19 protein-coding genes are annotated in these 22,386 nt (G+C 63.5%); 10 read left to right on the forward strand and 9 right to left on the reverse strand.

Features of this window, described 5'->3' with window-relative positions:
* The first annotated feature begins 1 nt into the window (after position 1).
* Positions 2-2,344 carry a molybdopterin guanine dinucleotide-containing S/N-oxide reductase gene (locus tag CHC01_RS16405; protein WP_089265297.1) on the forward strand — a complete coding sequence of 781 codons (2,343 nt, stop codon included), beginning with the start codon at positions 2-4 and terminating at the stop codon, positions 2,342-2,344.
* A gap of 246 nt (positions 2,345-2,590) precedes the next feature.
* On the opposite strand, the gene CHC01_RS16410 is transcribed toward CHC01_RS16405, so the two are convergent.
* Entirely contained in the window at positions 2,591-3,388 is a 798-nt protein-coding gene (locus tag CHC01_RS16410) for an SDR family oxidoreductase (RefSeq protein WP_089265298.1), read from the reverse strand.
* A gap of 85 nt (positions 3,389-3,473) precedes the next feature.
* Positions 3,474-4,172: a PAQR family membrane homeostasis protein TrhA gene (trhA, locus tag CHC01_RS16415; RefSeq protein WP_089265299.1), complete on the reverse strand. Its 699-nt coding sequence runs from the start codon at positions 4,170-4,172 to the stop codon at positions 3,474-3,476.
* A 224-nt stretch (positions 4,173-4,396) separates the two neighbouring features.
* On the opposite strand from trhA, the gene CHC01_RS16420 reads away from it, so the two are divergent.
* Complete coding sequence (locus CHC01_RS16420) at positions 4,397-5,860, forward strand: YcjX family GTP-binding protein (RefSeq protein WP_089265300.1); 1,464 nt, start codon at positions 4,397-4,399, stop codon at positions 5,858-5,860.
* On the forward strand, positions 5,857-6,885 hold the full coding sequence (locus tag CHC01_RS16425; RefSeq protein WP_089265301.1) for a YcjF family protein: 1,029 nt from the start codon (positions 5,857-5,859) through the stop codon (positions 6,883-6,885). The genes CHC01_RS16420 and CHC01_RS16425 overlap by 4 nt, the downstream gene beginning before the upstream one ends.
* A 109-nt stretch (positions 6,886-6,994) precedes the next feature.
* Here CHC01_RS16425 and CHC01_RS16430 read toward each other — a convergent pair whose 3' ends face one another.
* Positions 6,995-7,387, reverse strand: a complete 393-nt coding sequence (locus tag CHC01_RS16430; RefSeq protein WP_089265302.1) for a RidA family protein — start codon at positions 7,385-7,387, stop codon at positions 6,995-6,997.
* A gap of 147 nt (positions 7,388-7,534) precedes the next feature.
* Between CHC01_RS16430 and CHC01_RS16435 the strand changes: the two genes are divergently transcribed.
* The gene (locus CHC01_RS16435; protein WP_244558382.1) at positions 7,535-8,278 is read left to right on the forward strand and encodes an ArsR/SmtB family transcription factor; all 744 of its coding nucleotides are present in this window, start codon (positions 7,535-7,537) and stop codon (positions 8,276-8,278) included.
* Here CHC01_RS16435 and CHC01_RS16440 read toward each other — a convergent pair.
* Complete coding sequence (locus CHC01_RS16440) at positions 8,260-9,858, reverse strand: glycosyltransferase family 39 protein (protein ID WP_089265304.1); 1,599 nt, start codon at positions 9,856-9,858, stop codon at positions 8,260-8,262. The genes CHC01_RS16435 and CHC01_RS16440 overlap by 19 nt on opposite strands.
* A 119-nt stretch (positions 9,859-9,977) precedes the next feature.
* Between CHC01_RS16440 and CHC01_RS16445 the strand changes: the two genes are divergently transcribed.
* From CHC01_RS16445 to CHC01_RS16455, 3 genes are all read left to right on the forward strand, one after another.
* Positions 9,978-11,738: an adenylate/guanylate cyclase domain-containing protein gene (locus CHC01_RS16445; protein WP_089265305.1), complete on the forward strand. Its 1,761-nt coding sequence runs from the start codon at positions 9,978-9,980 to the stop codon at positions 11,736-11,738.
* 166 nt (positions 11,739-11,904) lie between these two features.
* Positions 11,905-12,150, forward strand: a complete 246-nt coding sequence (locus CHC01_RS16450) for a hypothetical protein (RefSeq protein WP_089265306.1) — start codon at positions 11,905-11,907, stop codon at positions 12,148-12,150.
* A gap of 322 nt (positions 12,151-12,472) precedes the next feature.
* A complete protein-coding gene (locus CHC01_RS16455; protein ID WP_068734210.1) occupies positions 12,473-12,673 on the forward strand; it encodes a cold-shock protein in 201 nt (66 codons plus the stop codon).
* A 280-nt stretch (positions 12,674-12,953) separates the two neighbouring features.
* On the opposite strand, the gene CHC01_RS16460 is transcribed toward CHC01_RS16455, so the two are convergent.
* The gene (locus CHC01_RS16460; RefSeq protein ID WP_089265708.1) at positions 12,954-13,562 is read right to left on the reverse strand and encodes a hypothetical protein; all 609 of its coding nucleotides are present in this window, start codon (positions 13,560-13,562) and stop codon (positions 12,954-12,956) included.
* 140 nt (positions 13,563-13,702) lie between these two features.
* A complete protein-coding gene (locus CHC01_RS16465; RefSeq protein WP_089265307.1) occupies positions 13,703-14,167 on the reverse strand; it encodes an Lrp/AsnC ligand binding domain-containing protein in 465 nt (154 codons plus the stop codon).
* Positions 14,168-14,279: 112 nt separating this feature from the next.
* Between CHC01_RS16465 and putA the strand changes: the two genes are divergently transcribed.
* The 3 genes from putA (at position 14,280) to CHC01_RS16480 (ending at position 19,550) form a co-directional block, all read left to right on the forward strand.
* Positions 14,280-17,282 (forward strand): bifunctional proline dehydrogenase/L-glutamate gamma-semialdehyde dehydrogenase PutA, encoded by a 3,003-nt coding sequence (gene putA / locus CHC01_RS16470; RefSeq protein WP_089265308.1) that lies wholly within the window; start codon positions 14,280-14,282, stop codon positions 17,280-17,282.
* 277 nt (positions 17,283-17,559) lie between these two features.
* The gene (locus CHC01_RS16475; protein WP_089265309.1) at positions 17,560-18,765 is read left to right on the forward strand and encodes a CaiB/BaiF CoA transferase family protein; all 1,206 of its coding nucleotides are present in this window, start codon (positions 17,560-17,562) and stop codon (positions 18,763-18,765) included.
* A gap of 218 nt (positions 18,766-18,983) precedes the next feature.
* Positions 18,984-19,550 carry a fasciclin domain-containing protein gene (locus tag CHC01_RS16480; protein WP_089265310.1) on the forward strand — a complete coding sequence of 189 codons (567 nt, stop codon included), beginning with the start codon at positions 18,984-18,986 and terminating at the stop codon, positions 19,548-19,550.
* A 71-nt stretch (positions 19,551-19,621) separates the two neighbouring features.
* Here the strand turns inward: CHC01_RS16480 and CHC01_RS32605 are convergent, their stop codons facing one another.
* The 3 genes from CHC01_RS32605 to CHC01_RS16490 form a co-directional block, all read right to left on the reverse strand.
* Positions 19,622-19,780, reverse strand: a complete 159-nt coding sequence (locus CHC01_RS32605) for a hypothetical protein (protein WP_176454609.1) — start codon at positions 19,778-19,780, stop codon at positions 19,622-19,624.
* A gap of 12 nt (positions 19,781-19,792) precedes the next feature.
* The gene (locus CHC01_RS16485) at positions 19,793-21,301 is read right to left on the reverse strand and encodes a hypothetical protein (RefSeq protein WP_244558383.1); all 1,509 of its coding nucleotides are present in this window, start codon (positions 21,299-21,301) and stop codon (positions 19,793-19,795) included.
* Positions 21,302-21,396: 95 nt separating this feature from the next.
* The gene (locus CHC01_RS16490) at positions 21,397-22,356 is read right to left on the reverse strand and encodes a hypothetical protein (protein ID WP_089265709.1); all 960 of its coding nucleotides are present in this window, start codon (positions 22,354-22,356) and stop codon (positions 21,397-21,399) included.
* Positions 22,357-22,386 lie beyond the last annotated feature (30 nt).

Here is a 22,386-nt window from a genome sequence, read left to right on the forward strand (position 1 = left end):
CATGACCAAGCAGCCGAACGACAACGCCAAGAAATCGCACAGCTCCCACTGGGGTGCCTTTTCCGGACAGTGGGTCGACGGCAAGCTCGTCATCACGCCGCATCCGATCGATCCCGATCCGAATCCGATCATCCAAAATTTCCCCGAGGCGCTGCGCCACAAAGCGCGCATCGCCAAGCCGATGGTGCGTCGTGGCTGGCTCGAAAATGGCCCCGGCCCGGATGACCGTCGCGGCCGCGATGCATTCGTCGAGATGGAATGGGACGAGGTGCTCGACCTGCTCGCCTGTGAGCTGAAGCGCGTCAAGGATACTTACAGCGCCAAGGCGATCTATGGCGGCTCCTATGGCTGGTCGAGCGCGGGGCGTTTCCATCATGCGCAGAGCCAGATCCATCGGTTTCTGAATGTCGCACTCGGCGGCTATGTGAAGTCGGTCAACAGCTACTCGGCCGGCGCGTCGACGGTGCTCATTCCGCACATCCTCGGCAACTACGAAGACATGACCCGCCGCAATATCGGTTGGGATGAAATCGTCGAGCACACCGATATCATTCTCGCCTTCGGCGGCATGAACACCAAGAACTCGCGCGTCGCCGGCGGCGGCATCAGCAAGCATACCGAACATCGCGACATGATCGCGCTGAGCAAGCGCGGCGGCGAACTCGTTTTGATCTCGCCGCTGAAGAGCGATTTGCCGGATGAAGTGAACCAGGACTGGGTCGCTGCGCGCCCCGGCACCGATGTGGCACTGATGCTTGGCATCGCGCATACCGCGGTCATGGACGGTACGCATGATCGCGCCTTCCTCGACAGCCACACCCATGGCTGGGATACTTTCGAAGACTATCTGATGGGCCGCAGCGACGGCCAGCCGAAGGATGCGGCGTGGGCCGCTGCGATCACTGGTCTCACCGCCGACGCCATCCTCGCGCTGGCGCGCCGCCTGCCCGGCAAGCGTTCGCTGTTCGTGGTCGCGCATTCGCTGCAGCGGGCCAAGCATGGCGAACAGCCGGTCTGGATGGCCTCGGTGCTGTCAGCGATGTTCGGACAATCGGGCCTGCCCGGCGGCGGCTTCGGCTATGCGCTCGGCGCCATCGCCAATTACGGACGCCGCCAGAACGCCGTGCCGATCGCCGGCCTGCCGCAGGGCAAGAACGGCGTCAGCGAATTCATTCCGGTGGCGCGCGTCAGCGACATGCTGCTCAATCCCGGCGCACCGTTCGAATATAACGGCGCGCACATGACCTATCCGGATATCAAGCTGGTCTATTGGGCCGGCGGCAATCCGTTCCATCACCATCAGGACCTCAACCGCCTGCGCAAGGCCTTTGCGCGCGTCGACACACTGGTGGTGCACGATCTCGCCTGGACCGCATCGGCACGCCACGCCGACTTCGTGCTCCCCTGTACCATGTCGCTGGAGCGCGAGGACATCGGCAGCTCGCAAACCGATCCGATGATGGTGGCGATGCATCAGATGGCCGAGCCGTTCGGCGACGCGCGCGACGACTACGCGATCTTCACCGGCCTTGCTGAGCGCCTCGGCAAATCGCACGAGTTCACCGAGGGCCGCACGCCGCGTGAATGGCTGAAACATCTCTATCAGCCGACGTACGATGGCCTGGTCGCCAAGGGTCTCGACGCACCCGATTTCGATGCTTTCTGGGCGGCCGGCGAAGTGATGCTGCCGCAATTTCCGCTGGATGGCGGCACGCTGCGCGCGTTCCGCGAGGATCCCGAGGGCACGCCGCTGCCGACCACCAGCGGCAAGATCGAGATCACGTCCGACACGATCGCCAGTTTCGGTTACGACGACTGCCCCGGCCATCCGGTGTGGCTCACGCCCGAGGATGTGGTCGATGCGACGAATCCACTGCAGCTTGTCGCCAATCAGCCGGCGTCGCGCCTGCACAGCCAGCTCGATTTCGGCGGCCATAGCAGCGCCGAGAAGCGCCGCGGCCGCGAAGTGGCCCGCATGCATCCAGTCGACGCCGATGCGCGCGGCATCAAGGACGGCGACATCATCAGGCTGTTCAATCAGCGCGGCGCCTGCCTCGCATCCGTCGTCGTCACCGAAGATGTGATGGCCGGCGTTGTGCAGCTGCCGACCGGCGCCTACTACGATCCCGAGGATCCGAACGAGGAGAAGCCGCTCTGCGTGCACGGCAATCCGAATGTGCTGACAAGGGACACCGGCACCTCGCGCCTCGCGCAAGGCTGCACCGGCCAGCTCACGGTGGTGAATGCCGAGAAATTCACCGGCAACCTGCCGCCGATCCAGGCCTATGATCCGCCGGTCCCGGTGATCTGGCCGCGCCCGCCGAAGCTGGAAGCTGCGGAATGATCTTACCTCTCCCCGCTCTCTGCGGGGAGAGGTCGCTGCGTCTTCGCGGCGGGTGAGGGGCCGCGCGCGACATTCGCCACAGCGCCAGTCTCTCGGGTCGCGAAATTCCTTGAACCACACGGCATCATTCAGAGAGATCCGAGAGGGCTTTTGTGTGGCTGGCCGCGTGCCATGCCCCTCACCCGGCGCTGCGCGCCGACCTCTCCCCGCAAATGCGGGGCGAGGTTCAGGAAGGCCCGCCTCCCCTCACTTCGTCCCAAACGTCTCCCGCATCTTCGCCTGGATCTTGGCCATGCCGCCGATCCAGCGGTCGTAGTTCTCGGTCTTCTTGCGCATGTAGTCGATGACCTGCTTGTGCGGCAGGATCAAAAACGTCTCCGCCTCGATGCCCGCGAGTGCATCCTGCGCCACCTGCTCTGGCGACAGGTTGCCGTCATTGGATTGCGGGCCCTTCGGGATGTTCTTCAGCATGTTGGTATCAACACCCTGCGGGCATAGGATCGAGACCTTGATGTTGTCGGCCCGGTGTGAAATCGCCAGATTTTCGGCGAAGCCAACCGCGGCATGTTTGGTGGTCGAATAGGCCGGGCTGCCGACTTGCGAGAGGAGCCCCGCGGCCGAGATCGTGTTGAGGAAGTAGCCGCCGCCACGTGCCTTGTAGAGCGGGATCAGATGTCGCGCCGCATAGACATGCGCCATCACATGGATCGCCCAGCTCCGCGCCCATGGTTCATCCGATGTGCCACCGGCATTCGGACTCATGGGATCGAAGCCGCCGCCGATACCGGCATTGGAGCAGAACAGCGCGATCGGCCCGTAATGCCGTTCGGTCAGTTCGATCACATGCTGGATATCTTTTTCCTTGCCGACATCGCATCGGAATGCGGCGCCGCCGATGGACTCTGCAACGGCGGTCGCGCGCTCACCGTCGAGATCGACGACGACGACTTTCGCAGCACCCGCTTTATGAAATGTCTCGCATAGCGCCTGGCCAATGCCATTGGCGCCACCGGTCACGACGACGACCTTGCCGTCTACCCGCATGCCGCACTCCCTTTTTGTTTGTTTTTGTTTCTTATTAGAGCATGATCTGATCCGAAAACCGGTACCCACTTTTCGGGATCATGCTCTAGGTGCTCAGCACCATGTCGAGCACGGCCGTATAGTGGCATGCGGCGCCGAGCAGGACAAATGCGTGCCAGATCGCGTTCTGGAAACGCAGCCGCTGCCAGGCGTGGAATACGACGCCCAGCGTATACAGGGTGCCGCCGGCGGCGACGAACCACATGGTGAGCGGCGGCAGCGGCGTGAACACGGCGTCATAGGCCATCAAGCCGCTCCAGCCCATGGCGAGATAGAGCACCACGGCGAGCCGATCGAAACGGCCGGGATAAACGAGCTTGATGACGATGCCGGTGATGGCGACGCTCCACACGCCGGCGAGCAGCGAGATCGCGAGCCGTGTGTTGGCGATCTGCGCAAAGAACGGCGTGTAGGTCGCCGCGATCAGCAAGTAGATCGCGGAGTGATCGAAGCGGCGCAGGAACCATTTTCGCGGCGACACCGGCCACATATTATAGATGGCCGACAGCACCAACATGGCCAGCAGGCCCACGGAATAGACCGAGACGGTCACCACTTCATAGGCGGTGGCGAAAACGGCAGCGAGCACGATGAGGACAGTGGCGGCGATCAGGCCGGAGAACACGCCGAGACCGTGAACGATGCCGTCGGCGATCAGTTCGGCACGGTCGTAATTCCAGCGGATCGCGCCGGCCACCATGTGAGCGGAATTACTGGTCAGTTCTTTGAATCGGAAAACGGTCATGGTGGCGTCAACCCGGCCGGTGCGATGCGGTGAGCTTGCCCCGTAAGCCCGCCTGTGACTTCCCCTGAAATCAGCGATAGATCATAGGCTGGAGATCGTCAACGAAAGCCAAACGACGAAGTAACGACGCTTTCGTGACGAACTTGATTTCAGTCAGACAATCGCCATTTTTAGAGGCAGACCAACACCCGCGCACCATTCACCATGATGAGCTTTCCCGCACGATGCCCAGCCTGTCCGAACTCGTCGAAGAAGCACGGCTGTCCGCGCGCGCATTGCTCGATTATGGCGATGGTCTGTTCAATCCCACGGTGCGGCTTGGGGTCACAGGCCTGTCGCGCGCCGGCAAGACGGTCTTCATTACCGCGCTGGTGCATGGCCTGACGCGCGGCGGACGCTTTCCCGTCTTCGAGTCGCTCGCCACCGGACGCATCGCCAAGGCGCGTCTCGCGCCGCAGCCCGACGATGCCGTTCCCCGGTTCGCCTATGAAGAGCATCTGCGCACGCTGATCGACGACCGCCGCTGGCCGAACTCCACCACCGATATCAGCGAGCTGCGTCTGGTCATCGACTATCAGCGCACGAGCGGCGCCGACCGCAAGCTCACCCTCGACATCGTCGACTATCCCGGCGAATGGCTCCTCGACCTGCCGCTGCTTAGCAAGAGCTATGAGGAATGGTCGGCGGAGAGCCTTGCGCTGTCGCGGCAAGGACCGCGCAGGGCGCTGGCGACGGCCTTTCACGCACATCTCACGACGCTCGACGCCAATGCGCCAGAGAATGAGCAGGCGACGCTGACCGCGGCGCGGCTCTTCACCGACTATCTGCGCGCCTGCCGCGACGAACGCTTTGCCATGAGCCTGCTGCCGCCGGGCCGCTTCCTGATGCCGGGCAATCTTGCGGGCTCGCCGGCGCTGACCTTTGCGCCGCTCGACGTCGCCAGCGATGGCAGTGCACCGGATGGTTCGCTGTGGGCGATGATGAAGCGACGCTATGAGGCCTACAAGGACGTCGTCGTCCGCCCTTTCTTCCGCGATCACTTCTCCAGGCTGGATCGGCAAATCGTACTCGTCGATGCGCTCTCCGCCTTCAACGCTGGACCCGAAGCACTGCACGATCTCGAAGCCGCCCTCGCCGGCATTCTCGATTGTTTCCGCATCGGCCGCAGCACGATCCTCAGCACGCTGTTTCGCCCGCGCGTCGATCGCATCCTGTTTGCGGCGACCAAGGCCGATCATCTGCATCACCTCAGCCATGACCGGCTGGAGGATGTGCTCAGGCGCACCGTGACCAAGGCGGTGTCGCGTTCGGAGCTGGCTGGTGCATCCGTCGACGTCGTCGCCATCGCTGCGGTGCGCGCCACCAAGGAAGCGCTGGTGCAGCGCGGCCGCGACAAGCTGCCGTCGATCCTGGGCACGCCGGCCGCGGGCGAGGTCGCCAATGGCGAGACCTTCGACGGCGAAACCGAAGTCGCGACCTTCCCCGGCGACCTGCCGACCGATCTCGATGGCTTGTTCACCGGCGGTTCTTTCAAGGGCCTCTCGACAGATGCCGCCGACAAGGCCGATTATCGCTTCCTGCGCTTCCGCCCGCCGCTCCTCATGCGCGATGGCGGCGAGGAGCCGGCGCTGCCTCACATCCGCCTCGACCGCGCGCTCCAGTTCCTGATCGGAGACAGGCTGCAATGACCGACCGTACGCGCCGCCCGGCCACGTTCCGGCTCGACGATCCCCATGTCACGGTGATGGACGCCGACAAGGATGCCGGCCGCCTCGCCCGCGGCACCATCCGCATCACGCCCGAGGCCGATCCGATGGCGATGCCCGTCGTCATCGACGAGCCGCTACGACCGGTGCGATCAAGCTTCCGCTGGGGCACGCTGTTCTGGACCGGACTCGGCGGCCTCGTGCTGCTCGGCACGGGTCTGGGCGTCACGCAGCTGGTCCGCGACCTGTTCGCGATCAATGACGGCCTCGGCTTTCTTGGCCTCGGCTTCGCCGCGTTGGTCAGCATCGCGCTGATCGCCATCATCACACGCGAGGCGCTGAGCCTGATGCGGCTCGCCACCATCGAGAAGCTGCATGCCCGCGCGCTGGCCGTGATCGCCAGCGACGACCATGCCGAGAGCCGCGCTGTGCTGGCCGACCTGCTGAAGCTCGCACATACCAATCCGCGCCTCGCCCGCGCGCGCACGGCCCTGCAGGGCCATGCCGACGATATCATCGACGGTGCCGATCTCATTCGCGTAGCCGAACGTGAATTGATGAGCCCGCTCGACATCGAAGCCCGCCGCCTCGTCTCGGTCGCCGCGCAGCGCGTCTCGGTGGTGACCGCCGTCAGCCCGCGCGCGGTGGTCGATGTGCTGTTCGTCGCCGCCGCGGCGATCCGGCTGGTGCGCCAACTCGCAAAACTCTATGGCGGCCGCCCGGGGACGCTCGGGATGATCACGCTGATGCGTCATGCCATCAGCCATCTCGCCATCACCGGCGGCATGGCGGCCAGTGACAGCATGATCCAGCAGGTGCTCGGCCACGGCATCGCCGCGAAACTCTCGCAGCGGCTCGGCGAAGGCATGCTCAATGGCCTGCTCACTGCCCGCCTGGGTCTCGCCGCCATCGATGTGACGCGGCCATTGCCATTCACGGCGCTGCCACGCCCGCAGCTTGGCGATCTCGCGAAGGATCTGCTGCGCAAGCGGGACGGCGAGGATTAGTTCATTTTGGCGCAGTGATCGTAGGATGGGTAGAGCGAAGCGAAACCCATCACGGTCTTGTTTGGGGTGATGGGTTTCGCGAAGACGCTCTACCCATCCTACGATCTTGCTAAACCGCTGCCACGCAGTCGACCTCGACGTCGAACGGGCCATGCCATCCCGCAACGATGAAAAAGCCGCGCGCCGGCGGATCCGCAGAGAAGTAACGCGCATAAACCCGATTGATGGTTTCGAACTGATCGGCCCCCGTGCAATAGACATTGCACTTGATCACCCTGTCGATCGATGAACCCGCAGCCGTAAGGCACAGCGCCATCTGATCGAGAACAATCTCGATCTGCCGCTCCAGCGGGAAGCGCCTGATCTCCCCGGTCTCGGGATCATAGGGCGGCAATTGCGAGACATAGACGAGATCGCCATAGCGCACGGCCGGCGCGACAGGAACCTTTCGTGCCTCGAAATAGGATGAGAACGGTTCGACGCGAATGAACTGTGCCTGCATGTTTCCGCTCCGGCTGCCACTATTGATCGCATCATCGCACCGGGGGACGGCTGGCGCCGGGCCAATTGGTTCGGCACCGGCCGAACCGACGGGAGTGGCGGAATATCCGGCGAGCCGCTACGCTGGGATATGGTCGCCTCCGCAAACATGGTCGAAGTCGCAGCGCTGGTTGGCGACACTGCGCGCGCGACCATGCTTGCGGCACTCATGGGAGGTCAGGCGCTCACGGCAACCGAGCTGGCGTTTCAGGCGCGGATATCCCGCCCCACCGCGAGCGAACATTTGGCTCAGCTGCTCAACGCGCGATTGATATCGGTGACACCGAGCGGACGGTTTCGTTACTATCGGATCACATCACCGCTCGTGGCCCAGATGCTGGAAAGCATGATCGCCGTCGCGGCCCTGGAAATGCCACCGAGGCATCGACCGCGCTCCGCCCGCGATGAAGCGTTGTGCCTTGCACGCAGTTGCTACGATCACATGGCCGGACGGTTGGGCGTTGCAGTCGCGGACGCGCTGATCGAACGAGACTACATGCATCTGAGCGCAGACGGCGGAGTGCTTACCGACGTAGGCCATCGCTTCCTCTGCGACTTCGGAGCCAGGCTTGAAACCGACCGCCGCAGCAAGCGAATCTTCTGCCGGGCCTGTCTGGACTGGAGCGAGCGGCGCTATCACGTGGGTGGATTGGTCGGCGCCGAGCTGCAACGGCGGTTTCTGGAACTCGGATGGGTTGCGCGAACGGGCGCGACTCGCGCCTTTAAAGTAACGGATGCCGGCAAGGTTGAATTGAAAGATATATTTGGCATCGACCTGGACGTCGCATGCACCAATCGCGGCCTGCTTCCGCCTCGTCAACCGGGAGAAAGTCCTCAGCGTGCCGCCAGCTGAATGCGTGACGGCACAGACATTTCGGCCAGCGCCGGCCAGCGATAGAACGGCGTATCAGGCTTCGGCGTCAGGTCCGGCGTCCAGCCGGTGAGCTTGTCGATCGCATAGTGCTTCATGGCCGTGCCGCGCCAGATGGTATCGACTTCGGCAACTGACGTGAGCACCGCACTCGTCGTCGCCAGCAGCGGGCGCTGATTGTCCGCGGTCTGCGCGATGTAAAGTCCGGTGTGCCCCTTAATTCTGTCCATACCGGGATCGCGGAAGCCGATAAATCTGGCGCGCTCGTTGACCTGCACCACCGGCACCTTGTCCTTGAGATGCCAGCGCAGCATCGCATAGGTGCGGTAGTCGGTCGTCGCGATCCAGGTGGCGCCGGTGCTCTTCATCTCCGCCAGTGCGCGGTCGGCCAGCACCTGATAGCCGCCCTCGCCGCCAAGCGGATCGTTCTTGCCGATCAGGTTCCACGGCGCGGCCACGCTATAGAGGAAGACCAGGACCACCAGCGGAATGCCGGTGGCGATGGCAGCGATGCTCCAGCCATAGGAGGCACGCACCATGCGCTGCGACCAGCCGTCGCCCGCGAGCTTCGTCAGGTTGATCGCCGCCGCAGCGATGCCGGCGGGCCACAGGAACATCGGCCAGGTATCGCCGACACGCAGGGTCAGCGACTTCCATGCAAAGAAAAAGAACGGCACCAATACGCAGGTGGCGAGCAGGATCGCGACCGGTTCGCGGCGGCGATAGCCACGCCATGCCGTGACGACAACCGCGGAGAGAATGACCGGCATCAGGATGAAGCCGACCTGACCGAACTGCAGGCCGAGAAAATCGCCGAGCGTGCGCAGCGACACCTCGTTGTTCGTGGTGGCGCGGATGAACTGGAACCTGAACGATGCCCAGTCGTGGCCGGCATTCCAGATCAGGACCGGCGACGAGATCGCCAGTGCGATCAGCACGGCCAGCCATGGATACGGGCTGCGCAGCCAGCGCCCGCGCCATTCCGGCACCAGCATGAAAGCGAGAATGCCCGGTACGAACATCACCACGGTCAGCTTCGACAGCAGCGCGAGACCACCGAAGACGCCGGCCGCGAGCCACCAGCGCCCGTCATGGCTTTCGGCAAGCCGCACCAGCGACCACAGCATCGCCATGGCGAACGGGATCAACGCGACATCCGGCGCGACCTTGGCCATCAGCAATCCGTAATACAGCGCCGCTTCCGACATCAGCACCGCCAGCAGCACCGCGCGCAGATCCTGCGTGACGCGGCGAACGATGTCGGCGAGCAGCAATTGCGTCACCGCCATCGCCACGATACCGGCGAAACGCGCGCCGAAATTGGTGTCGCCAAAGATCAGCGTGCCTGCACGGATGAACCATGAGATCATCGGCGGATGATCGAGGAACGACAGCACGTTTTCCTTCGACCAGGTCCAGTAATAGGCCTCGTCGGTGCGCAGATCGAACAGCCCGGCATAGACCAGCCGCATCACTGTCAGCGAGACCAGCAATGCACCGATCACCCAAAAGGCGCGGCGGGAGACATTCCGATCGAGGTAAGGGTCGGGAAAAGACGTCATCGCCGAGCTTTTCGGCGGACTTCGCCATGCTGTCAACTTGTTGACTTTACTGCTGGATAAGGTCTGTCCGGAGACCGCTCCGGATGGCATCGGAGCGCGTCTCGCCGTAGGGTTTCGCCATGGACGCAACGTTCAAGACAGCCGGCAAGCCTCCCGGGGCCACCCCCGCCACCACATGGTGGCGCGGCATCGGGCTGCGCCAGGTCAGGCTGGTCTGCGGACTCGTGCTGTTCACCTATCTGCTCAGCCATTTTCTGAATCACGCGCTTGGCAATATCTCGCTCGACGCGTTGCAGACCGGCGTCGTCATCCATGCCGGCTTCTGGCAGTTTTTTCCGGTCGCGGTGACCTTCTACTCGGCGGTGACGATCCATGGCGTGCTCGGCATCTGGGCGCTGTTCGAACGCCGGCAATTCCGCTGGCGAGCCGTCGAGCCGCTGCAACTGGTACTCGGGCTCAGCATTCCCGCACTCATCGTCGGCCATGTGGTCGCCGTCCGCCTGGGAGAAAACCTGTACGACATCAATCGCAGCTATCCTCAGGTGTTCTATGGCTGGATCACCTCGCCCGCGAAGACGTGGTCGATGTATCTCGTGGTGGTCGTGTCCTGGCTGCACGGGTGTATCGGGCTGTATTTCTGGCTGCGGCTGAAAGCCCATTTCAAGAGCCTCGCGCCCTATCTTCTATCGGCTGCCGTGCTGATCCCGACACTGGCGCTGCTTGGCATCTTCCAGGGCAAGCGTGAGGTCGAGGCCAAGCTGGCATCGCCGCAATGGCAGGCCGAGAATTTCGGCCCGGACCGGATGGGCACCGCTCCACAGCAGCAGACACTGGGCGACATCACCGACGATCTCCTGATCGGCTATCTCGCGCTGCTCGGTATCGTGCTCGCAGCCCGCGCCATCCGCATGGTCGTCGAACGCCGCGCCGGGATGATCAATCTGTCCTATAGCGACGGTCGCAAGCTGCGCGTCCCTCTCGGCCTCAGCGTGCTGGAAGCGAGCCTACGTCATCGCGTGCCGCATGCCAGCGTCTGCGGCGGACGCGCGCGCTGTTCGACCTGCCGCATTCGCGTCACCAGCGGTGTCGAGACATTGCCGGCACCTTCCGCGCGCGAAGCCTTCGTGCTGAGCAGGATCGGCGGCGCTGCCGACCCCGCGGTTCGCCTGGCCTGCCAGTTGCGGCCGACAACTGATGTGGCCTTCGTGCAATTGTTCGCACCGCAGGTGACCAGCGCGAATGCGCATGCGTCGCAGCCGGCGCGGATCGGCCAGGAGCGTTATCTCGTCTGCATGTTCGTCGACATGCGCGGCTCCACCATGCTCGCCGAGAAGCGGCTGCCTTACGACACGGTGTTCATCGTCAACCGCTTTCTCGACGCCGTCTCGCGAGCTGTGATCGCAAGCGGCGGCAAGCCCAACCAGTTCATCGGCGACGGCGAGCTGGCGCTGTTCGGCCTCGCCTGCGATCCGCAGAACGCGTGTCGTCAGGCCCTGCAGGCTGCACGGCTCATTGCCGAGAATATCGAGGAACTCAATCGCGCCCTCGCCCACGACCTGCCGCAGCCGCTGCGTTTCGGCATCGGCATTCACGGCGGCGAAGTCATCGTCGGCGATATCGGCTATCGCGACCACATGGTGTTCACCGCACTCGGCGATGCGGTCAATGTCGCTGCACGCCTGCAGGACATGACCAAGAGCCTCGCTTGCGAAGTCATCATCTCCGAAGAAGTAAGCACCACTGCAGGCCTCGCGGGTGACGCGCTGCCACAACAGGACGTCGCGATCCGCGGTCGCGCCGCGCCGATGAATGTACGCACGATCACAGATGCGAAGGTGCTTTCGTCCCTTGTTACCAGCGACATGGTTTCCGCGCTTTAACGCTGTTCCTGCAGGGCGCACATGCTTTGCCCGCCTGAACAAGCATTCAGAAAATTCCTACAGAATTTCTTCGAACCCGCTCCGAAATCGATGCGACGAATTTGCGATGGATCGAACAGACAGATCCCGCAACCAGCGCTTCGCGCATCACTGAAGGAGAACGACCATGTTTCGCAAACTCGCACTCGCATTCGTTGCAGCAGCTTCCCTCGGCGCGATGGCGCTGACGCCGTCCACCGCATCGGCCCATGGCTGGGGCTGGCATGGCCATCACCACCACTTCCATGGCGGCGGCTTCTACGGCCCCACTTTCGGCATTGGCTATGTCGGTGGCGGCGGTGGGTGCTATGTGAGCCGCCGCGTGATGACGCCCTACGGCCTACGCTGGCGCACGGTTAACGTCTGCTACTAATCCTCGCATGAGGGCTGCGAACCCCGGCCACCTCGGCCGGGGTTTTGCATTGCAGCGATATCACCAGCGTGCAGGCGACAACGCATGGTCGTATTGCGACCGAACCCGGCACTCTACTTTTGCGACCTTCCGCCGCGTTGGAAACATCCTGAATAGCGACGAATCCCGGCAAATTGGACAGATAACGGTCGGTTTGGACGATTTCTGCACGCCGTTTGAGCTATCAAGCTTGGCAATCCGCGGGTAACGTGCGCATGTCGGATATGCCGGTTTGCGGGGACCGGCAGTTCGTTATCGATTTTGATCCCGCGGAGACGACGTGATGACTAAAGGCACTGTGAAGTGGTTCAACCCGACGAAGGGTTATGGATTCATCCAGCCGGCGAATGGCGGCAAGGACGTGTTCGTTCATATTTCGGCAGTTGAGAAGGCTGGCCTTTCGACACTGAACGAAGGACAGACCGTTGAATTCGAGGAAGTTGCCAACCGCGGCAAGACCTCGGCTGAGAACCTCAAGGTCTGATACATCTGGTTTGATACCAGTGTGATCCGGCTGCTTCCCCGAAGTTTTCCAGATCACGCCTCAACAATGTAGAGCGCATTCGGCACGAGCGGTTTCCTCCAAAGGGGCACCTCTCCTGCAACGCAATCAGTTTCACGCAGGATTGCGCTAATTCGATCCGCGGTGTGCGCTCTAGCCTAACTCCAAAAACCCGAGCTGAGATCTTTCGAGGTCCGCTCCTTAGAGCCGCCAGTTGACGTGACGCACGCCTCAGCGACGCGACGGCCCTCCATTCCCTGCTTCAGTTTTCCTTGACCCACTGATCGGCCGGCTTGACGTCCGGCAGCTGTGCATAGCCGCGCGTCCACATGTCGACGACCCATTCGGTGCCTGTCGCGCGGTCCAGCAGCACGGCGGTATTGTGCGGCGTCTGCAGCACCAGCGCATTGCCGCGATAGCGCGGATTGCCCACCGTGTGGTGCTTCAGCAAACCCCAGTCCTGGATGATCAGCAGCAGGCTGGTGACGTTGCGCGTCGTGTCCCAGCAATCGAAATTATGCTTGTCGTCGAAGTAGCGGAAATCCGCATTGGCGATCCGCTTGTCGGTGCCGAGCACCGGGCCGACGCGGCGGTCCCACCACACCACCGCCTTCTGCACGGCCGCGCGTTCCGCCGCGGCCGACGCCTTGCCCGCGGCGAGAAGCTTGGTGAGCGCGGCCCTGTCGGCAGGCGTGAAATCGAAGGCGTGGCGACGCCGGCAGACGAAGCCGTAGCAGATGGTCATGGAACCGGCCGATGGCGGGTAGATCGACACCGACGTGTAGAGATCGCTGACCTCGCGGGACATTTCGATCGCGCGCGCATGCGACATCGAGAACAGGCCAGTCACTGCGATGACACCTGCCGCCATCAGAATACGAAAATCGGCGACACGAAGATTGAAGTAGCCTGCCCGCATGATTTGCTCCGAGAGAAACGCGCGGAAACCTAACGCAGGGTCTTCACGCTGCCAAGACAACGGCATGGCAACGGCGGCGTTATCCCGGCTCGCTATCCCACCGGCAGCGGTGCGTCGCGCTTCACTTCTTCCATGACGGCGTAAGTACGGCTCTCGCGCACGCCGGGAAGTGCCAGCAGACTCTCGCCGAGAAAGCGACGATAGGCGCTCATGTCGGCAACGCGCGCCTTCACCAGATAATCGAAACCGCCGGCCACCATGTGGCACTCCAGCACTTCCGGCGCGAGCCGCACGGCGCGGGCGAAGCGCTCGAACACGTCGGGCGTGGTCTTGTCGAGCAGCACCTCGACGAAGACCAGGAGGCCAAGACCGAGCATCTGCGGATTGAGCCGCGCGCCATAGCCTTCGATATAGCCTTCGCGTTGCAGCCGCTTCAGCCGCTCGCCGATCGAGGTCGGAGACAGGCCGACCTTCTCGGCCAGCTCGACATTGGCGATTCGGCCGTCAGCCTGCAGGACGGCGAGGATTTTCCGGTCAATCTTGTCGATATCGCTCATACCGGGTGTATAGCACGGCTATTTACGGATTATCTAAGGTAAAATCGCGATATCTCCTATCGAACTACGGGAAGACCGGGATTAGGCTTGCGGGATATCCGAGGAAACGCCCATGACGCCCGATTTCATGCCTCCCTTCACCGCTCTCTATGCACCGGATGATGGGGCCATCGCCGCCGGGCTTCTGGCCGACGCAGCCATGACGCCCGCCCAGGACGCGCGGATCGACGCAACGGCCACGCGCCTGATCGACGCGATCCGCGCCAAGGACGACCGCTTCGGCGGCGTCGAGGACATGCTGCGGGAATATGCGCTCTCCACCAAGGAGGGCCTGGCGCTGATGGTGCTGGCCGAGGCGCTGCTGCGGGTGCCGGACGCGCGGACCGCCGACGCCTTCATCGAGGACAAGCTCGGTCAGGGTGACTTCATTCATCACGAGACCAGATCCAGCGCCTTCCTGGTCAACGCCTCTGCCTGGGCGCTCGGCATCTCCCAGCGGGCGATCCAGCCCGGCGAGACGCCGACGGGCACGCTAGGCCGGCTGGCCAAGCGGATCGGCCTGCCCGCGGTGCGCACCGCGACGCGGCAGGCGATGCGGCTGATGGGCAGCCATTTCGTGCTCGGCGAGACCATCGATGCGGCGCTGGCCCGCGCGCGTGCACCGTCCGAGCGTCCGGCGCGCTATTCCTTCGACATGCTCGGCGAAGGCGCGCGCACCAAGGACGACGCGCAGCGCTATTTCGACTCCTATGCCTCGGCCATCTCGGCCATCGGCCACGCCGCGGGCAACAACCCGCTGCCCGACCGGCCGGGTATCTCGGTCAAACTCTCGGCATTGCATCCGCGCTATGAGGCGGTGAGCCATCAGCGCGTGATGCATGAACTCGTGCCGCGCCTGATCGTGCTGGCGCAGCAGGCAAAGGCCTATGACCTCAATTTCACCGTCGATGCCGAAGAAGCCGACCGGCTCGAACTCTCGCTCGATGTCATCGATGCGGCCTTTGCCGATCCGTCGCTGACGGGTTGGGACGGCTTCGGGCTTGCGATCCAGGCCTATCAGAAGCGCTGCGCGGATGTGATCGATCACATCGACGCGCTGGCGCGCCGTCACGATCGCAAGATGATGGTGCGGCTCGTCAAGGGCGCTTATTGGGACACCGAGATCAAGCGCGCGCAGGAACGCGGCCTCGCTGGCTATCCGGTGTTCACGCGCAAGGCGATGACCGATCTCAACTATATCACCTGCGCACAGAAGCTGCTGGCTTTACGGCCGCGCATCTTCCCGCAATTCGCCACGCACAACGCGCTCTCCGTCGCGACCATCCTCGAACTGGCTGGCACCAGCGGCGGCTACGAATTCCAGCGCCTGCACGGCATGGGCGACGCACTCTATGAGCAGCTCGGCCAAGATCATCCCGCGATCCGCTGGCGCACCTATGCGCCGGTCGGCAGCCACCGCGATCTGCTGGCCTATCTGGTACGACGTCTGCTGGAGAATGGCGCGAATTCATCTTTCGTGGCGATCGCCGCGGATGACGCTGTGCCTGTCGCCACGTTACTGCAGCGACCGGCCGCGATTATCGGCGCGCCCGATCGTGCGCGGCATGCGAAGATTCCATTGCCTGTCGATCTCTATCGACCCGAGCGCACCAATTCACGCGGCATCGAATTCGGCGAACGCGCTGCGTTGAACAAATTGCTGGCCGAGATTGCGGCCAGCAAGCCAGACATGGACAAGGTGGTCGATGCCAATGCCGAGCAGGCAGGTGCTGCAGTGATGGCAGCACGCGCCGGCTTTGCATCGTGGAGCAGCAGCCCGGCCGAAGACCGCGCGGCGATCCTCGACAACGCCGCCGATCGTCTGGAACAGCGCCGCGCGTCCTTCATCGCATTGCTGCAACAGGAAGGCGGCAAGACGCTCGACGATGCGCTGTCGGAGGTCCGCGAAGCCATCGACTTCTGCCGTTACTACGCCGCGCAAGGCCGCAAGCAATTCGGCGAGGGCGAGGTGATGCCCGGGCCCACCGGCGAGAGCAACGTGTTGAGCCTGCGCGGCCGCGGCGTCTTTGTCGCCATCTCGCCGTGGAATTTTCCGCTGGCGATCTTTCTCGGCCAGGTGAGCGCCGCGCTGATGGCCGGCAATGTCATTGTCCCCAAGCCGGCCGAACAAACGCCACGCATCGCGACGCAAGCCGTGCGCCTGCTCCATGAAGCCGGTGTACCCACATCAGCATTGCATCTGATCCAGGGCGACGGCCACATCGGCGCGGCTTTGGCGGAGCATCCCGCCATTGCTGGCGTGGTGTTCACGGGATCAACAGAGGTGGCCCGATCGATCAACCGCACCCTCGCCGCCAAGGATGGCCCGATCGTGCCACTGATCGCCGAGACCGGCGGCATCAATGCAATGATCGTCGATGCTACGGCTCTGCCCGAGCAGGTCGCCGACGATGTGGTGATGTCCGCGTTCCGGTCGGCCGGGCAGCGCTGCTCGGCACTGCGGCTGCTGCTGGTGCAGGACGATGTCGCCGACCGCATGATCGAGATGATCGTGGGCGCGGCCCGGGAACTCAAGCTGGGCGCCCCCCGTGATGCCGCCACCCATATCGGCCCAGTGATCGATGCCGAGGCGAAGCAGAAGCTGGATGCGCATATTGCGCGCATGACCATCGAGGCACGCGTGCACTTTGCGGGCACGGCACCTGCAGGCAACTTCGTCGCACCGCATATTTTCGAACTCGCGAGCGCACGTGAGCTCACCGAAGAAGTGTTCGGTCCGATCCTGCATGTGGTGCGCTACCGCGCTGCCGACTTCGACAAGGTGCTGCAGGACATTGCCGACACCGGCTTCGGGCTCACGCTCGGCGTGCATTCGCGGATCGACGATATGGTTGAGCGCGTGATCGCCCGCCTGCCGGTCGGCAATGTCTACGTGAACCGTAACATGATCGGCGCCGTGGTCGGCGTGCAGCCCTTCGGCGGCTTCGGCCTGTCCGGCACCGGCCCGAAAGCCGGTGGCCCGCATTACCTCGCCCGCTTCGCCACCGAGCAGACGGTCACGATCAACACGGCTGCCGCAGGTGGCAATGCAGCATTGATGACAGATCAAAACTGATCCTTCTTACCCTCCCCTGGAGGGGAGGGTCGGTGAGCAGCACGCAACGCGTGTTGCGAGACGGGGTGGGGTGAAGCCACAACGACGGAGCTTGCTGCTTCACCCCACCCCGCTGCGCGCTATGCACGTAGCGACCCTCCCCCTCCAGGGGAGGGTTAGCTGAGCCCGTTGCATCACCCGTCGAAGATGGGTCAAATGCGCCACCGGATTCCGGATGGAATTAAATTCCGGCAGACGGCAAGAACAACACGCAGAACAAAAGCGACGGGAGTGACGTATGGAAGACGGTCTGTTCAAGGGGCTGAAGGTGCTTGACTGCGCGAGTTTCATCGCCGCGCCCGCCGCAGCCACAGTGCTGTCCGACTTCGGCGCCGACGTCATCAAGATCGAACCGCCGGGTGCCGGCGACCCCTATCGCAACCTGCCCAACCTGCCCGGTTATCCCAAGAGCGAGCACAACTATGCGTGGATGATGGAGAGCCGGAACAAGAAGAGTCTCGCGCTCGATCTGGCCAAGCCGGAAGGCCAGGCGGTGCTCTACAAGCTCATTGCCGAAGCGGACGTGTTCATCACCAATTTCCCACCGCCGGTGCGCAAGCGCCTGAAGATCGCCTATGAGGATATCGCGCCGCTGAACGAGAAGCTGATCTATGCCTGCTTCACAGGCTATGGCGACAAGGGCGCGGAAGCCGACAAGCCAGGTTTCGACTCCACCGCTTGGTGGGCACGCTCCGGCATGATGGATCTGGTGCGCGCCGACGAGGACACCACGCCCGCGCGTTCGATCGCCGGCATGGGCGACCACCCCTGCGCCATGGCGCTCTACGGCGCCATCGTCACCGCGCTCTACAAGCGCGAGAAGACCGGCAAAGGCTGCCAGGTGAAGTCGAACCTGATGGCCAATGGCGTATGGTCGTCGAGCGTGCTGGCGCAGGCCAAGCTGGTGGGCGCCAAATTCGAGAAGCGCCGCTCGCGCGAGGAAGCGCTCAACGCCGTCACCAATCACTACAGGTGCCGCGACGGCCGCTGGATCATGCTGTCGCTGCTTGCCGAAGAGCGGCAATGGCCGGCTTTCACCAAATGCCTCGGCCGCGAGGACCTGCGCGACGATCCGCGCTTCGCAACCAAACCCGATCGCCATGCGCGCTCGGTCGAACTGATCAAGATCCTCGACGAGGTGTTCGCGACCCGCGACCTCGCCGACTGGCGCGAGCGACTTGACGGCAATGGCCTCGTCTTCGGCTTCGTCGGCATCCTCGACGATATTCCGAACGATCAGCAGATGAAGGACAACGATGTGCTGATCCCGTTCGAGGGAACCGACATCCTCACCATCAACAGCCCGATCTGGATCGGCGGCGAGACCAAGCGCAAGCCGCATCTGCCGCCATCCATCGGCCAGCACAGCGATGAAATCCTGCGCAGCGCCGGCTTCGATGACGCCGAGATCGCACGATTGCGCGCTTCCGGCACGGTAGCATAGTCGCGCAAGCCGCGGGTTACGCAGCCCGCGCGAAAGAGTTTCAAATTGCGATGCGGCCTGTGATCACGAAGTGGTCACAGGCCGACCTGAAACCGCCTCCCCTAAAACGCGTAGCTGGTCTCGTTAGCGCAACAGGCACTCGCCATGTCGCGCGGCAACGAGATCACCACGCCTGCGGATTCCCCGCCGGCGACGCCACTATCAACCGGGAGACGACCATGTCCAAGAAGCGCATTGCACTGCTGTCATTTGCCGCCTTCAGCACGCTGATGATTTCGGCGAGCTTCCTTGAGCCTGCTGCTGCCAAGATGATGAAGGGCGAGAACACCGTCATGGTTGGCGGCGCCGCGATGTATCCGTCGAAGAACATCGTCGAGAACGCGGTGAATTCGAAGGATCACACCACGCTGGTCGCCGCCGTGAAAGCTGCCGGCCTCGTCGATACGCTGGCCAGCCCCGGCCCGTTTACCGTCTTCGCGCCGACCAATGCCGCATTCGGCAAACTGCCGAAGGGCACGGTCAATACGCTGGTGCAGCCCGAGAACAAGATGACCCTCGCCAAGATCCTCACCTATCATGTGGTGCCCGGACGGCTCTCGGCGGCCGACCTCACCGATGGCAAGAAGCTGACGACTGTTGAAGGCGAACAGCTCACCGTCAAGCGTTCGGGCGGCAAGGTCACGATCGTCGATGCCAAGGGTGGCGCTTCCACCGTGACGATCCCGAACGTCAACCAGTCGAACGGCGTGATCCACGTCGTCAACACCGTGCTGATGCCGGGCTGATCGTTCCAACGCACAGTCCGAATTGACGCATCTCGCCTCTCCCTGTCCGCAGGGAGAGGCATATTTTTCGACTACCGCGCCAGCAGCCAGCCGAAGAAGCCGAGCCCGAGCAGAACCGCCACACCGATCGCCCAGACGCTGACGCGGATGCTGCTTGTCGTCTGCTGTTTGCTCTCGTTCTCGGCGATCGCGATGTCACGTTCCTTGATCTCTTTGTCGGTCTCGTTCATCGCGCCCTCATTTCATTTCACGAAACACATGCCGATCGCAGACGATGCATCGGCACCAATCTGCTGACAGGCGAGACCTTCGGCACAGGTCCAGGTCGCGAAACTCTTGTCCGCGACACCTTTCAGCTTCGGTCGATAACATGTCGCACCCCAGCCATCGAGGAGAGGCGATCCCGCGAGTTCATTGTTACCACGCATCTGCGGGCGATCGGAGAAGCCGCGCGAAAAATCCGGCGCCTTTCCATCGCGCATCGCCATGACGATATCGCGACGGCGGGGCTGGTCACCGATGAAATGCGGCGATGCGGCAACCGTTCCCTGCGATTGGTCTGCCAGCGTGTCCGCGCCCGGAAAATGGAAGCCACCGATGCCGCGGATCTGGTGGCAACCACCGCAGGTGATGTCGTTCAGCCGCCGCGCGAAGCCAGCCGGCGAACGGATATTCTCCAAGGCGCCGCCCTGCGCCACTGCCCGCTCCAGCGCGGCGACGACGTCACGCTCGCTGAACACGCCCTTCCCCTTGCTGTCTATCAGCCCGAATTCCGGCTGCAGGGCCGACGGTGCAAAGCCGGCTGGTGTCGACGACAGCGACGTGGTCGCAAGGAATTTCTCGGGGATCAAAACTGTACCGCGATCGAAAGCAAGGAGATTGACGGGCGCAAGCAGCCAGTCGCGAAACGCGCGACCGAGCGCCGCATCAGCCAGCAACCGGTCACGGTCGATCTGGTTCTCCATGGGTGCCTCGCGAAACTGCTTCACGGTGGCATCGAAGCGAAACACCTTCTGCAAATAGTCGGTGCGGAATTCCTGCGTCTCGGACTTCGGTCGATGCACAATCTGCAGATTGGTCTCGACGCGATCGACATGCGCGGCTGTGATTGTCGCAAGCGGACCATCCGGTTTCAGCAAGCGATCTGCGCGTGCTGCGCCAGTCTCGGTGAATGACGCAGAGTCGAGCCAGCGCCCGGCGAGATCCGTGCATGTCACCGACCTATCATTCGGGTCCTTCGCATGAAGCACAAGATTGAGCGTCATCGGCAGACGCGGCGGCGTCGTGCCAGCGGCCGTGCGTGTGAGGCGATAGATCAGCCTGATTTCACCGCAGGTATCGGGTGCGACATAGGCGCGATCCATGCGGTTGACGATTCCGGCGAGCACGAACCGCGCGTCCGGCGATGTCAGCATCGCCTGGTCGAACAGTTGCACATCATGGCCGGGGCCGACACCAATGCTCACGCGCGGCTGGCGGCTCCGGTGATCGGCGAGATAGCGCGTGAACGCATCATCCAACGCGGCGCGGACCGGCGTCATCGCAGGCAGAGCGAACAGGGTATCACTGGGGATCGGTACCGATCGCGCGGGATCGAGCAACTGCGCGAGACCGAGACCGTGGGTCCCGTGCGTCTCCAGCGCCCGCAACACACCGGGATCGGTGACGGCGAGACCGTTGCCCTCGTCAGCCTGCGCGACGGGAGCCACGAGGCACAGCAGGATAGCGATGAAGTTCAAGCGAAGTCGCACGGCGCAATCCCGACGGGTCAGGACGCAAGGCTAGCGCAAAACAAAGGCCGCTGCACCAGCAGCGGCCCGAACGCTTTCATCGCAGGAGGAGGGAATCAGCGGGCGACGATCAGGCCGCGGCTCGTGACCACCGTCCAGCGGCCGTCTTGCTTGCGGATCGCATCGACGCGGCCGAGACCCGGAACCGGATCGCCGGCATAGACTTCGAAGATTCCGGCACGGCCCTCGATGGTGGCGCCGCCGCCGGCGATGTCGATGATGCGCCAGCCTTCGACCATGGGCAGGCGCGCAACTTCGGGCTTCGGTGCCGGGGTCGGCACCGGGGCGTTGATCGAACCGGTCACTTCCTTGGCCGGTGCCGAGGCAACCGGTGCAGGGGCCGGCGCGGGTGCAGCAGCAGGCGGCGGCGTGGTGCGCAACTTTTCGACGGTCTCGCTCAGCTTGGCGAGTTTCGCGGCCGGTTCAGCCTGCGCCTTCTCGAGCTTGTCGAGACGCTCGGCAGACTTCGCGCGCGCCGCAATGGACTGCTTGGCGTTGCGGTCTACCTCGGCCTTGAGCGCCGAGAGTTCGCCGTCGAGACGGGCAATGTGTTCTTCCAGTGCCTGGTTGGTCGACTTGGTGTCGTCGGCGGCAAACAGCTTGCCGAGGCCCGACATCGCGACCGAACCGCCGACTGCGCCGACGGTGATGCCCAGCGCGATCATCGCGGCAATCGCCATCATCCGGCTGCGGCCAGCCTTCTCTGCCGACTCAATCTTCGGCTCGGAATTGACGAAGTCTTCCCAGGAGCGCTCGCGCGACGCATTCTCACGGGAAGCGCCCTCATGCGGGCCGCTGTCGCGGGAGGGAGCCATGATGGTGATCCGGCCGGGCGCTCCGAGCTTCGGCGCTTCCCTCTTTGGCATCTGGGCGGGCCGCTCCTCGCCCTGCTCCGGTGCGAGCTTCGGCGAATCCACGTTGATGTCAGCATCGTGGGAACCGGCCGCCGCCGCCGCGCCGGTGTCGACGTGATCGCCGCTGACGTCTGGGGTGGAATCGGCCTTGTGCTCGCTCACGATCAAATTCTCCGGAATAGATGAACACTT

The sequence above is a fragment of the Tardiphaga sp. OK246 genome (genome assembly GCF_900188215.1).
In the GTDB taxonomy this organism is placed as follows: Bacteria; Pseudomonadota; Alphaproteobacteria; order Rhizobiales; family Xanthobacteraceae; genus Tardiphaga; species Tardiphaga robiniae.